The sequence below is a fragment of the Mesorhizobium neociceri genome, from assembly GCF_013520985.1.
In the GTDB taxonomy this organism is placed as follows: domain Bacteria; phylum Pseudomonadota; class Alphaproteobacteria; order Rhizobiales; family Rhizobiaceae; genus Mesorhizobium; species Mesorhizobium neociceri.
On record NZ_JACDTY010000009.1, the window covers coordinates 222722 to 236153 of the forward strand.

9 protein-coding genes and 5 pseudogenes are annotated in these 13432 nt (G+C 58.6%); 5 read left to right on the forward strand and 9 right to left on the reverse strand.

Translation table 11 applies throughout. From position 1 onward, the window contains the following. Positions 1 to 39 precede the first annotated feature (39 nt). Positions 40 to 735, forward strand: a complete 696-nt coding sequence (locus H0241_RS19740) for an OmpW/AlkL family protein (RefSeq protein ID WP_181059276.1) — start codon at positions 40 to 42, stop codon at positions 733 to 735. Between the two features lie 475 nt (positions 736 to 1210). On the opposite strand, the pseudogene H0241_RS19745 reads toward H0241_RS19740, so the two are convergent. After that, positions 1211 to 1409, reverse strand: a pseudogene (locus H0241_RS19745) (helix-turn-helix domain-containing protein). A gap of 500 nt (positions 1410 to 1909) precedes the next feature. Beyond that, positions 1910 to 2074: pseudogene (repC, locus tag H0241_RS19750) on the reverse strand (replication initiation protein RepC); the annotation flags it as partial. A gap of 1991 nt (positions 2075 to 4065) precedes the next feature. Between repC and H0241_RS19755 the strand changes: the two are divergent. Together H0241_RS19755 and H0241_RS19760 are read left to right on the forward strand one after the other, a co-directional pair. After that, entirely contained in the window at positions 4066 to 6189 is a 2124-nt protein-coding gene (locus H0241_RS19755) for a prolyl oligopeptidase family serine peptidase (protein WP_181059278.1), read from the forward strand. An 84-nt stretch (positions 6190 to 6273) separates the two neighbouring features. Then, positions 6274 to 6381 (forward strand): annotated as a pseudogene (locus H0241_RS19760) (hypothetical protein); the annotation flags it as partial. Positions 6382 to 6681: 300 nt separating this feature from the next. Here the strand turns inward: H0241_RS19760 and H0241_RS19765 are convergent. Then, positions 6682 to 6930 (reverse strand): DUF982 domain-containing protein, encoded by a 249-nt coding sequence (locus tag H0241_RS19765; RefSeq protein WP_181059280.1) that lies wholly within the window; start codon positions 6928 to 6930, stop codon positions 6682 to 6684. Positions 6931 to 7200: 270 nt separating this feature from the next. Next, positions 7201 to 7503 carry a DUF982 domain-containing protein gene (locus H0241_RS19770; RefSeq protein WP_181059282.1) on the reverse strand — a complete coding sequence of 101 codons (303 nt, stop codon included), beginning with the start codon at positions 7501 to 7503 and terminating at the stop codon, positions 7201 to 7203. A gap of 244 nt (positions 7504 to 7747) precedes the next feature. On the opposite strand from H0241_RS19770, the pseudogene H0241_RS19775 reads away from it, so the two are divergent. Continuing rightward, a pseudogene (locus H0241_RS19775) lies at positions 7748 to 8213 on the forward strand (MucR family transcriptional regulator). 257 nt (positions 8214 to 8470) lie between these two features. On the opposite strand, the gene H0241_RS35735 reads toward H0241_RS19775, so the two are convergent. After that, positions 8471 to 8701: a cold-shock protein gene (locus H0241_RS35735; protein WP_181059362.1), complete on the reverse strand. Its 231-nt coding sequence runs from the start codon at positions 8699 to 8701 to the stop codon at positions 8471 to 8473. A gap of 718 nt (positions 8702 to 9419) precedes the next feature. Then, positions 9420 to 9728, reverse strand: a pseudogene (locus H0241_RS19790) (PfkB family carbohydrate kinase); the annotation flags it as partial. Between the two features lie 5 nt (positions 9729 to 9733). On the opposite strand from H0241_RS19790, the gene H0241_RS19795 reads away from it, so the two are divergent. Beyond that, a complete protein-coding gene (locus H0241_RS19795) occupies positions 9734 to 10306 on the forward strand; it encodes a hypothetical protein (protein WP_181059286.1) in 573 nt (190 codons plus the stop codon). A gap of 183 nt (positions 10307 to 10489) precedes the next feature. On the opposite strand, the gene H0241_RS36425 is transcribed toward H0241_RS19795, so the two are convergent. The 3 genes from H0241_RS36425 to H0241_RS19810 all read right to left on the reverse strand — a co-directional run bounded on the left by H0241_RS36425 (position 10490) and on the right by H0241_RS19810 (position 13419). Then, positions 10490 to 11152: a flavin reductase family protein gene (locus H0241_RS36425; RefSeq protein WP_407941762.1), complete on the reverse strand. Its 663-nt coding sequence runs from the start codon at positions 11150 to 11152 to the stop codon at positions 10490 to 10492. A 304-nt stretch (positions 11153 to 11456) separates the two neighbouring features. After that, positions 11457 to 12674 (reverse strand): aromatic ring-hydroxylating oxygenase subunit alpha, encoded by a 1218-nt coding sequence (locus H0241_RS19805; protein WP_181059290.1) that lies wholly within the window; start codon positions 12672 to 12674, stop codon positions 11457 to 11459. Between the two features lie 313 nt (positions 12675 to 12987). After that, on the reverse strand, positions 12988 to 13419 hold the full coding sequence (locus H0241_RS19810) for a RidA family protein (RefSeq protein ID WP_328824763.1): 432 nt from the start codon (positions 13417 to 13419) through the stop codon (positions 12988 to 12990). Positions 13420 to 13432 lie beyond the last annotated feature (13 nt).

Below are 13432 nucleotides of genomic sequence, written 5' to 3' on the forward strand. Positions count from 1 at the left end.
GTGCACCCTATCATTTTTGAAGAGCAAGGAGAGAACATCATGCAAACGAAGCAAATTAATTTGACGCGGGGAGTAGCAGCGGCCATCGCCCTGATGGTGGCGGGACAGCAGGCAGTCGCGGCGGATCCTCCAGAAGACCCGTGCGAACCGCACGAGGGTGCCTCGGTAACCGAATGGCCAAGCCCCTGGCAGCTTCGCCTGCGCACCTTGGGTGTCATCACTGAGGATTCTGGCTATGTTAACGGCGTGCCCGGCTCCGCTCTTTCATATTCGAATACTGTGACGCCTGAACTCGATATCTCATATTTCTTCACGGACAACATCGCCGCCGAGCTTATCCTTGCCACCACATATGCCGACATCACAGGCGGAGGAACGATCGGCGGGCTGGGGAACATCGGCAAGGTCTGGCTGCTGCCCCCCACGCTGACATTGCAGTATCATTTCACCGATTTCGGCGCTTTCAAGCCCTATGTCGGCGCCGGCGTGAACTACACGATGTTCTATAATCAGGATGCCGGCAGCGCCGACGCTCTGAAGGTCAAGAATACGTTCGGCACTGCGCTGCAGGTCGGGTTCGACTACATGGTGGATCGGCACTGGGGCGTCAACTTCGACGTGAAGAAGCTCTTCCTGAGGCCAGACTTCGACGTTACCGTAGCCGATGCCAAGCTGACGGGTAAGGCGAAGCTTGATCCCTGGTTGATAGGCGCAGGTGTCACCTACCGGTTCTGAGGCGAACCCGGCCTGGTGCAGCCGATCTGAAATGAAGGGCGTCTCGTGCGCCCTTTTTACCCGTCCTGCATAGACGAACCGACCTGGATCATTCGAGGAGGCGGCGTTGTTGGGCAGTATCCGAAACCCATCGCACAGCAGCCGATACTGGGGTGACGCTTGAAGAAGCCGTTGTCGAAAGGGCGGCCTCCCCGCTTCCACCGGGCCAGGAAGAGTACCCTGCTCAACCCGGCCTCGATCAACGCCTGAAATGGAAGTGCTTAGACGCAACTTGGAGCAGGATGGCTTTGACGATGTTGATCGAATGCTACGGCCAGCCCTCCTTGCCGATATTCTTCTCCCGGACGTCAACAGGCATGGCGGCTATGGCCGCGAAACACCGCGAGGGCGGCGATATCAATCGCGCGGGCGCCATTCAGCAGCACCCCGAATCGCAGATGATCGGTTTCGGGCAGCCGGATCGCCAACATTGCTTCTATTTTCGCGGCAGTCTGATCAAATCGCAGGGATCAACGTTCGGTGCGGCCGCCAACCGTCCGAGCACGCTTACGCTCGCAGAAACACGGGCGCGTTCAATCGAGCCCACGTAACGCGAGCTAAGTTCAGCGCGCGCAGCCAGCTCTTCTTGCGTCAGGGTCCTGCTCATGGCGCAAACGACGCACATTGATCGCCATGATCTCCTTGAGACCCACAGCGATGGACGCGAGATTGTCATTCGAGCACCTGTGGCCATGGAAGTCCGGCCCCGCTTCGTCCGCCGCCTTCTGGGCCCGGCTCGCCCCGAGCATCCTTCGGTTTCACGATCTTCACCAAAGCCCCACGCCTCGATCAGCGTGCCGTCAACGGAAAAGTGCATTTGCGGCTACATGAAGTATTTTCGCGTCGCCAAGTCGAAGCCCCGTCAGCTTGCCCAGCTCATCGCTGAGACTTGGCGATAGGCCGCGGCGTTTGCCAGCGCCTAGGCGCGGGCGGCACTCAATTGGGCAACGGTCGCGAGGATGTCGCCCTCGGTATTGCGCAGGTTTCGGCCAATGCGCTGATCGGCAATTCGGCCGCGGCTACGTTATTCTTGGTCTGAAAACCGACAACATGGTTGATCTGGACGCGAAAGCTGTGGTCAAAAGTAAGGTCTGGTGAGCGAATTGGGGATTAGCAGTCCCTATCCCATCATCCTTCACGTCGACCCGTTGGACTTCAAGGCGGCCATCAGCATCGGCCCGACCGAAAACTCCCCTGCCTTGGCCTTGTCGGTGAGCACGCGCAGATAGCCACCAGCCGAATTGATGTGCCGCGCCCGCTGCAGAATGCAGGCGATCATGATTGCCGTGGTTTCCTGCCCAGCAAGCATCGTTCGTGGCGAATGAGACCGCAATTTCTGGAGGCTCGAGCGCCCCACAGTGTCTTTTCGGAGGTAGGCATTTTCGTTCTCCTTTTGGATCATTACGAATTTGAAGAGGATCTGGTGTTATGTGCCGTTGGGAGAGCCGGCGAAGCGGCCGATATTCATGTGGTCGAGTCATAAATTCTCATGAATGTTTGTTTTACGAGAGCCCTTATGGCAGCCCTAGCTGACAGCTGAAGCGGTCTGCAGGATGCAGATCCTGTCTGCCGACCGCAGCGAGATCCAACGGAGCTGGGGCGTCCCTCAGGATGCGCAGCCTGTATTGCGTTCGGACGAACGTCATGTGAGCTCCTGGGCTAAGACCGCGCGACGGGCCATTTCAGAACACGTATCATGGTTATGAATATGCAATTGGCATGCCACCAAATGGGTTGTGAGCAGCGACCACAAATCGGAGGAGTCGCCCCCTGGCCGGCTCGATCCTAACCCCTAGCATGTCTGGATCTGAACACAGATTGTCGTCAATCGAACTGGGGACAAATGCTGTGACCGGCTTTGGCACCGGTTGACACCCGGCTCCTCGGTTGAGAATAGAGAGCGGATTGGGGCAACAGGCGATCGCCGGGGCCGGTCAAGTTGCGCAGCCGTGTGTTGCTGTTAGCGTGGCGGCATAGGGCCGCAGGTGAGCGCCGTTCACGGCATCCGGCGAACATCTAGCGATCACTGATCGCGTGTGATCGAGGTCGTACTGAGTTCAATCGCTGGTCCCCGCTGCGGCCGTTCAAGGCTTCGCAGATTCGGTTCTGCATCGGCTTGCCTGGACCGAAAAGGTGCTGGCCTCCTGCCATCCAGGCGAGCATGGCGTTCGAGATGACCCCGGTGCCGTGCTCCGATGGAATTCAGATTGCGTCTCGTCCCGACTTGGCAAGTGTCCAGACGGATGAAAGACGAAGCCTCGATCCTTCTCTTGAGCTGCTGCTTTGTCCCTAGACTGCACAGGCGCATTGCCGCTCTTTCGAGACGTGCACGCTTCGACCACCTCTCGGCATTGCGATGTCGTGTGACGGTCCTGCTGGCGCCCGACAAGCGCACCTGTATAGTTGTACAGTTAAGCCGACTGTTCAGTCGAACGCAAAAACGAACGGCGAGGCGTGCAATCGCTCCTTTGGGTGGTGCCCACGGCGGCTGTTTGCGATCGGCATGGAGATGGAGCGCGGCCAGGCTCCGCCTGTCCCTGCGCCAGCCAATTGCTCCAGGCAGAATTGCCACCGCACTGTCTATTGTTTGCCGATAGCCAATGCGCGGCGTCAGCAAAACATCGCCGACCATTGGCCGTCTCGCATAGACAGTACGCCGAGCCGGAGCTCCCCTGTCTCCAGACCCTATCGCACTTGCATATTGAACGGCGGCTCGCAAGCAGCTGAATGCCCTATCGGCCACTGCCATGTGTTCGCCCGAATGCTGGCAGGCCATAATAACATCAGGTGGGCGAAGCAGTGCCCCATCGTTCTCCTCGGATCTCTGCTTTTTTCCAGCTGGCGGCTAAAACCACAGGCGCAGCCAGCTTGGTCGCTCACCGGATCGATTGCCTGATGGTGTCTGCCATTGAATCCGTGTGCGTGAAGCGCTTCAGAGCGAAGACGTTGGGCGCCAATCAGGTTCCCTGTGAGCTTCACTGCTTGAGTTCTGCACGGCGTCAGCTATCGCGCTGGAATTTGATCCGCTGATTGCGGGGTACGTTCGTTGTCGCATTCGCGACGATGTCTGACATCTGACGCAGGCGCTGTCAGAGCGGTCACATTGTTTCGAAACGATTTTCCCAGTTGGCACGACGGTTGCTGTCCTATGCGCAAAGCACTGCGACGCCGCCGACGGAGAAGAATCCACCTGATGATCACGCTGTTCCAACATGCGGGCGCCGCCGCGAACGCCGGTCGTTCCCGAGCAGACGGAAGCCATTGTGCTTTCATTCCTTTGGTTGTCCGGGCATGACCGAACTCGATTTCCGTCCAACGCTGGATGCACCCGACGATGACCCCCATCTTTGGCTCGAAGATGTAGAAGCCGAACGGGCACTTGCGTGGACCGCCAGCCAGTCGGCGAAGACCCTGAAGCACTTCGCGGGAATGCAGTTCGAGCGCGACCGGGCGGCGCTGGCAGCCATTCTCGACCGTCCCGACAGAATTCCCCTGGTCACGCGCCGCGGTCAGTACCTCTACAATTTCTGGCGAGATGCCGGAAATCCGCGCGGACTGTGGCGCCGGATCACCCTTGCCGTCTACATGCAGGCGGATACCCATTGGGAGCTACTGCTCGATCTGGATGCCCTCCCGGCTAGCGAGGGAGAGGACTGGATCTGGAGCGGCGCGTCGATCGAGCCGGAGAGACGGGAAAGAGCCGTTCTGCGCCTGTCGCGCGGCGGCAGCGACGCGGTCGTGCATCGCGAATTCGACTTAGGGTCTCTGAGCTTTGTCGCCGACGGTTTCGATCTCCCAGAGGCCAAAGGCCGCATTAGTTGGCTGGACCCTGACACGCTTCTGCTTTCCAGTGCGCTTGGCAATGGCATGGCCACGCGCTGCAGCTACGCGCGCATCGTGCGACTGTGGAAGCGTGGCGCGGATCCCCTCGCGGCGCCGGTGGTCTTCGAGACCGGTTCCGAAGCCCTCGGTGTGTCTGGCCATCTGAACCGTACCGCCGAGAGCGAGCGCCTGTGGTTCGTCGAGCAGCTGGCCTGGCTCGAGAAGAAAGTCCGCATTGGTGATAGGAGCGGGCCGAAGATCGAGATCGACCTTCCCAAGGACGCCAGGTGGGCTAACTTCGGCGATTGGCTGGTGGTAAAGCCGCGCAAAGCATGGACGGTTGCCGGCACAACCTATTGCGCCGACGCGCTGATCGGCATCTCACTTTCCGCTTTCCTGGCCGGCGAGCGCCGTTTTAGTACCCTGTTTGAGCCAGCCCAGAGGCGCTCCCTGCGGTCATTCTTCTGGAATGACGGGAAGCTCATTATCGGATACCTGGCGAACCTCGCTCCGAGATTCGAGGTGTTGCACCCCGGGCCCGCAGGATGGACACGCCGAGCCCTGGACACCGTGCCCGCGCAAGGGGCCGTTGGCCTCTGGTCACTCGATGCGGCAGTTCACGAGACCAATGGAGAGGTCCTCGTTTCGGCTCAGGACCCGATCACGCCGCGGCAGCTTTTCCTATTCGATCTCAATGCCGCGCCGCCGATCGGTGCTCCAGTGATTCTGAAGCGCAACCCGGAGACTTTCGACGCATCCGGACTGGTGGTCACGCGCCACGAGGCAGTCTCGATTGATCAGGAAATGATCCCCTATACGCAGGTTGGTCCGGCGAACGGGAACGGAGATGCCCCGGTTCACCTTTCCGCCTATGGCGGGTTCGGCAAATCGGTCCTGCCCTACTACTACTCCTCGCTCGGCAAGCTGTGGCTCGAGCGCGGCGGCACGTGTGTGGTGGCGAACATCCGCGGGGGCGGCGAGTTCGGCACCCGCTGGCACGATGCCGGGCGGAGGGAGGGCAAGCGTCTCGCCCATGACGATTTCGCCGCCGTTGCCGCTGACCTCGTGCGAAGGGGCATTACGCTGCCGAGGCGGATTGCCGCCGAGGGGGGCTCAAATGGCGGTCTACTGATCGCCAACATGCTTACCCGCTATCCTGAGCGTTTCGGCGCGCTGTTCTGCATGGTTCCGCTTATCGACATGCGCCGCTACACCAAACTCCTGGCGGGCGCGAGCTGGATCGACGAATATGGCGATCCCGACAAGGCTGACGATTGGGCTTTCCTGAAGGAAATCTCCGCCTATCACACTGCCACGCCGGGACAGCCCTATCCGCCTATCCTGCTCGCCACCATGAGACACGACGACCGCGTTCACCCGGGCCATGCGCGTAAGATGGCCGCAAAACTGCAAGCTCTTGGCTATCCCGCTTACGAGGCCAGCGCCGGCGGGCACAGCTACGGCAAGGACAATCGCGAGCAAGCCGCACTCATCAGTCTTGGCACCAATTTCCTTCGCAGCGCGCTCGGGTGGCATGCCGATGGCTTCAATAAAGGACTGGGAGTTCGACAAGGGCGAACTTCAGATGAGTGAGTACAGGTCGAGGACTGCGACAAAGGTGCAAATCATGCGAGCACAGTGGTCGCTACCTATTTCGGATCGCTGGGAGACAATCTCGAAACCGCAATTTCTCTGCCCGTGGCCCTCTCCTTCCCCACGACGACGATCGGCTCCTTCCCGCAAACAGCCGAGGTTCGCAAGGCGCGGGCATCACAAGCTGGGGGAAGGTTCAAACGGCACTTTTGGAGATCATTGAGGCTGCATCGACGCTCTGCCATCTGCGGCGGCCAACTCCCGCTCGATGCTTCGTCTGCCTCTATCTCCAATCATAATCGTCGCGAAGGCGAAGCCGAGTGGCCGGCTGACCCCTTGAGTTTTGCCGGTCGAAGATCCGCGCCGGACCAGGATAGCCATCGCGGAAACTGCGGGGTTGGCTTGCTCCTGGCCAATGCCGGCAGGGGTGTCCGGACCGCGCCCAATAGCGATGCGCAGATGCCCGAAATTTCATGAGCGGCGTCCTAATTCTCAATCGCTGCGCAGAATGCGTGCTTCGAGCGCGGCTGCGACGAAAGCTCGTCGAGCGGCTGGTGAATGGGTCTTGCCGCGTAACACCTGCAGACAGGCATCCATCGCGATCCTGCGTTTGTCGGTCTCATGATGCAGATCGCGGAGCAAGATAGCGGCTGCGTCATTGACGTCGAACACGATTCGCTCCGAGCTGCGGCGGCCAACCTGAACAACGACTGGCCTCTCAAATCTGATCAACCCGGTCATCCCCCTCCTCCACAGCCACTATGCGGCAAACAGCCCGGGTCGCATTTCTTTACTCAGCCAACGCGACCGCTGCACCTGCGCCACTGAGCCTGGCCATTGGCGGGCAAGCGATCGCCATGAGGCGCGTCTGGCCATGGTCAGCTTGCGTGCGATCTGCGGTTTTGCAGTCGGTGGTGAGGAACTGCTTCTCATTCGCGTGGTCTAGTTGTGAAACCTGGACATAGTGCACTGTTTGACGCGCCTCGCCAGTCTCAAACATGTCGTCGAGGTCTACACCTGCACTTTTCCACTGCCCGATCTGCAGGCGGCGATCCACTGCATGGCGGAGGTTGGATCTTCCAATATGGCGACCCGCTTCGCAAAGCCGAAAAAGGCATTGCGCGCCGTGCTTACCGGCTTGCGCCCATCGTATGCATCGTAGCATGCCTTCAGGGCGGCTTCGTGGATCAGGTCTCTGCGGTCTTCCGGCCATTCGTTGAGAAAATCGATTGCATCCGCAAGGCCGGCAATCTCTTGGATGATGTGCGTTGCGCGCTTCACAAAAAGGGGGCTGCTGAAAGCCTCAGCGTTCATTGGTTTCTCCCAACTTTCTAAATAGCCAATTTGCGGTGAAGAGGCGCCGCATCGACACGGCGACCCTGGCACAATGTGTTGTCAGGGCGATGACGGTTCAAGAGGAAGATTCGTGACGGCGACCGGGCGTGCAGCGATCCGCCAACACATCATGCAATGGCTTGGTTGCTATCAAAGGCGGTCGTCACTATTAAGCTATGAAGTGATTCTTAACCGGCTAGTCTAATTCCGCAGGAGCGTTTTCATGACCGAAGAAACCGAGAGCAAAGCCGACAACCTCATCGAACTCACCGCCCATGTCGTCTCAGCCTATGTTTCGAACAATCCGGTTCCCGTCGGTGAAACTGCCTGGGCTTATCGGCCAGATACACATCGCATTGAAAGGCACTGCTGGTGGTGCCGCACCAGAAAAGTCAGAAGCTCTCAAGCCTGCCATACCGATCAGAAAATCGGTTACACCCGATTACATTTTCAGCCTTGAGGACGGTAAGAAGTTCAAGTCGCTCAAGCGTCACCTGGCTACCCACTATGGCCTTACGCCCGACGAATATCGCCCGAAATGGGAGCTGCCGGCGGACTATCCCATGGTGGCGCCGAATTACGCTGCGGCGCGCTCGGCATTGGCCAAGACGATGGGTCTGGGCCGCAAGCCGAAGGAACCGGAAACGCCGGCACCTGCCACGCGTACCCGCAAGAAAGCCGCAGCCTGACCGCACTTTTTTAAGGATCGGCTAAGCGGATGCGGAATGATTTCGCACTTGCGAGATGAAATTGTGCGTTGCAATATCCGCGACGATCGGTATGATCATGTTGTCGGCCATCTACTCCTCCCAGATGTGGTGCCGACGCTGAATGGGGCGCACCTCCTCCCGCGTCTCATTCTAAATCGAGCCCGCTGCCACCTCCTCCCGGTAGCGGGCTTTTTCTTTGTCTGAGGCGCGAGTTCGGTAGGCCAACGCATTTGGCTCTAAGCGAGGCGAATGCTCCGAACTTCCAGGCCTTTCTTGCCCTGCCCGCATTGGACAAACACCTTCTGACCCTCCATCAGCATGCTCAGTCCTGAGCGGGTCAGCGCGGTGGCATGAACGAAGATGTCCTTCTCACCGTTTTCAGGTGCAATGAAGCCGAAGCCCTTTTGGGGATTGTACCACTTGACCGTGGCCTCGCCCGGCGGTGGACCCTCTAGTGCAACGCGTATGCACCTGAGGTTTCGCGGTCTGACCGCCTACCTCCAGCACTTGCGCGACCTGATGACCTCTTGGACTTTCTTCCGTTGTGACCTTGAGACGCGTTCTCTCGGAAACACCGCGGCTCCCGGCCGCCTCCAGCACCCGAATGTGCAGATAGGCCTGGGTGCCCTCCGGCAGTTTGACAAAGCCAAAACCCTTGCTGGTGTTGAACCACACCACTTCGGCGTCGACAGGGTCCGCGGTTGCGATCGACGAACGCTGAAAGTAGCTTGGCTCGGAAGGCCGTTCCGCAAAAGAAGTCGCGTCATCGTCATGACGATGCCGGCGTGGCTCACGATGGTCCTTATATTTGCCCATGATCGTCCGACTGGCTTGAACAACCCACTGCGCCCCACAGGATAATCTCAATCGAGCGATGCGTTCATGTCAATTCACCAGTTGGCCGCTTACCCGCTCGATCGCATCACGACCCCGACCTGTTGCCACACAAGGTCGATGATGGCGGGTGAGCAATATATGCGACAGGTCGAGCTGCTGATCCGAACGATCCCCTATATCGCACGGCAGAAGGTTCGTACCGGAGGGCGGCGTCGCCATCAACCGTTCGATCGTGACATTCAGCGGCTGCCGTCTCACCTGGGGCATCCGACATTTCGATTTACACGCACTTTCCCCGCACGGTCTGCAGGAGAGGAGACGGGCAGCTTGTGTTGTTGAACCGTTCGGCTAGATCAACCCCGCCTGCTCGGCTTCGCGGCGTAGATTCTGCCGCGGCCTTGGCCCGATCTGCTGGATCACCAGTCCGGCCGCCAGTGAGCCAAGGTCGCCGCAGGTCTTGAGGCTGCGCCCCGTCGTATAGCCATGGAGGAAGCCGGCCGCGTAGAGATCTCCGGCGCCCGTCGTGTCGACCAGTTCCTTGATCGCGGTCGCCTGGATGACCACGGTCCCGTCGCCGCGCAGGATGACCGAGCCTTTTTCCGAACGGGTGACGGCGGCGATCCGGCAATCCTTGCGGATCTGAGCCAGGGCATCCTCAGGCAATGCGAGGTATCGCGCTGATCAATGCCGTGGGCATCGACATAGTCCTGAAATGCGATCTGCTGCGCGGGATGTTCGAAGGCCAATGTCGAAAGCCATCGTTGGTAAGCCATTCGCCAGGCCGTCCCAGGCTCGTGCTTGCGTCCGTGACGCAGAAATCCCTGAAGATATTGGCGCGCTCGCGTCACCACTTGGCGTACGACGCTGCGCAGCCGGACCAGGTCGCGCATGGCTTCATGATCGGCGTCGGGCACCCAGACGGGCGTCAACTCACCGGCCTGATTGAGGCGGGCGAGCATGGTGGCATCGCGGCGGTTCGTCTTCACCCGATCGCCGGGCTTTCTCGGGATCAGCGACGGTGCCACCACGTCGCACCGATGGCCGAGGCCCGTGAGTTGGCGATGAACGCCATAACCGCACGGGTCGGCCCCATAGCAAAACGGCAGCGGCTTACCGGAACGCCCGAGACGGTCGCACAGCTTGCTAATGGCGCGTCATTGGCAATCTCGCCGAAATATTCCACCGACCCAGAGCGTCCGCTCTCCGCCACCGCGACCGACATCCGTTGCTTGTGAATATCCAAACCGACAAATCTGGTATGTTCCATATGGCCCGTCTCCTATTCATGAGGCTCTGTGCCGGCCAGCCGGCTTAACCCCGTGCATATCCGGTGACGGGCCAACCTCAGGCCTAGCAATCATAGGGACTAGCCGTCGGGAACAGCAGCCTAGCTAAACGCACAAATCGATAGGAACGGCCTAGAGGTCGAGCTTTAGGCGCCTGGAACCCGCACGTGAGCAACAAATCATAACGACGGTTTGCGACGCCTTCTCTTCGTCGGTCAAGACGAAGTCGCGGTGATCTGCTGTTCCACTCAGAAGGCCTGTTGCGCACGTCCCACAAATCCCCTCTTCGCATGAACTATCAGGGAATATCCCGTTGTCGCGTAGGACGTGTAGAATGGATTTTTGCGGCGGAACGTCCAAGATTTGTCCGGTTGAATCGATCTCTATTTCGAAGGTCGAGGTCGCGTCCTGTCCTGACCCGGTTGATAGAGTAGGGTCTATTTTAAACCGCTCAAAATGAACGGAGTTTGCCTGCCAATCCCATGTGGCGGCTTTAACACCGTCAATGAGGCCAGCGGGCCCGCAGCAATATACTTGCTGTCCTCCCACTCGTTCACTGAGCAGGGAAGCGAGGTCGAGCCTTTTCCCGGAATGTTCGCCGCCAAAGTGCATCACCGTGCGCCGGCTAAAGGGTGCCGTGCCAAGAATCTCTCGGAAGGCGGCTCGCTCAGGATTCCGAGCACAGTAGTGAATCGAGTATGCCACCCCCGTTCTCTCGAGATAACGGGCCATCGACAAAATTGGCGTGATGCCAATACCTCCGGCGATTAGGGTATAGATACAAGCTCCCGCCATCAGCGGAAAGTTGTTCAGGGGATCTGAGACTTGAACTTGACTGCCCACGGCAAGGTTGTCGTGCACGTAGACAGAGCCTCCGCGCCCGGTGGGCTCGCGAAGAACAGCGATAACGTAGCGCTGGCGTTCCTGAGGATCATTGCACAGTGAGTAAGACCGTGTGCGGCCGTCGGGCAAATGCAAATTTATGTGGGCGCCGGCTTCAAAAGGTGGGAGAAGCGCGCCGTCAGGGTCTACCAGCTCGTAAGAGCGTATGCCAAGGGCCTCATCTACGCATCGACTGATCCTGAGTGTCCTCACAACACTACTCGTTGATCAGCCTATTCAAGTACCAAGCGATAAACGCTGCCGTCATTTCCTCGCGCACCGAGTACAGGCCCGGAGTGTAGTGGCGGGAAGTCACCCCTCGATGGTTGTTCGCGATGAGCTCTGCGTCTTGCAGAGTGGTCACATGCCACATCCACTTCAGTCGCTCCACGTCATAGTCCGTCCCCTCGACTGCGTCTTCGTGCACCAGCCAAGTGAGGCGCATCTCCGTGTGGGTCGGATCTATCGGGGTGAAACGAATAAGGGTTGTGTGATCACTGGTGCTATGAAGTCCGAACTGAGGCATAAAGTCCACGGCAGTTTCGGCCCCATCGAACTTCTTCAGGTTGCCCATGAGTGGAGCAACCGGTTGGCCGTCTTTGGAAGCGGTTTGCCACCCATCGCGGATTGGCCGCCGCCTGACTTGATATGGCTGAAGTCCAGTGGCAAGCGCGACAGACCCCACAACGAATCCTTCATCCCTCGCGGCCTCTTCCCATGCGGGAAGAACATTCGCCTCAAACGAGCCTGGCACGGCATCATTAGTTTTGACATATGCATTAACCGCTGTGTATTCCGGATGTGCCATTACGCAGTGATAGCACTCTCGAAAGTTCTCAACCGCCAGCTTCCAATTTCCGGGTGTTGTGTATACTTCAGTGTGAGCGATCTTAGCTCTCGTCAGGCCATGCGGCTCCAGATAGGGGAGCACATCCGCTTCCATCGCAGCAAAATCAGGGCCGTCCTTCTCGTTCCCAAGGTAAATGAAGATCAACCCCGCAGTCACACGTACTGCACATGAGTGCAGCCCCCATTTCGAGCGATCAAACCCTTCGCCCATATTCTTGGCGTGCACTAAACGGCCACTTAAATCATAAACCCACCCGTGATAAGGGCAGGTAAACGTCCGGACCTTCCCCTCTGGTTTCTGGCAAATTATGCTGCCCCGATGGCGGCAGACATTGTGGTGCGCGAAGATTTCGCCGTTTGTGCCGCGCACGATGACGATCGAGTCGCCGCCGATCTCAAAAGTTATGAAATCCCCGGGCGTCGGAATGCGCGAGACATGGTCAACGAAAAGCCACTGTCGAGCGAAAATCACCTCGATGTCTCGCTCGAAGATATCCTTGTCAACGTAAAAGACGCGGTCGAGTGAATGCCCAGGCCGTTGAAGGGCCGCCAACTCCAAAACCGTCTTTTCAGCCATATTCTTCATCTCGGCGACTTCTCTCTGCTGGACCATTCAAACGTTGGGGGTGAGTATTTGCTACAAAATCCCACGCCGAATGTCAATTGTTAATGGAATGGTATTCAGCCTGGAACTCGATCCCATGTTGCAGGGATTCGTGCTCGGGCTTGCTACGTCGGGCCGCAGCGCAGGTGCTGGCTAGGGCGTTTGCCAGGGGCCGGCTGATCGCGCTTGGCTGATCACCGGCGCGACGATCGTCGCATGCGCACGACAATGCGTAAAAGGGTGTCGTCCGGCCACGTCTGAGCGCGGCCTGGCCGGTCTGCGCCGATAATTGGCCCTAGAATTTGGCGGCTATTACCTCTACCTCGACAAGCGCTCCTGATGCAGCCAACGCCGGTACTAAGACCAGCGTGTTGGCAGGGCGATGACCGGCGAGAAACTTATTTCGCACTCTGGTGTAAGCGGAAACGTCTGCGCCCGCGACGATATACTGATTGATCTTGGTTAGGTTGTCGATCTCCATTCCAGCTTCCTTAAGCACAGCCGTTATTTGGTCCCACACTGTGTGAGCTTGTTCCTCACAGGATCCTTCAGCACAAAGCTGTCCAGAAACATGAAGCCAGTTCGCGCCAGATGGCGTGAGCATGGCTTGGCTAAACGGAGCTGAAGGATGCAAAGCAGCAAGTTCTATTGAGGTCGATTTCAATGGTCTTCCCTTCAAACTAGTCGTTTCATCGTCGGATTTGTTTTTACTCGAACGACAGAACAATGATAACGAGTCG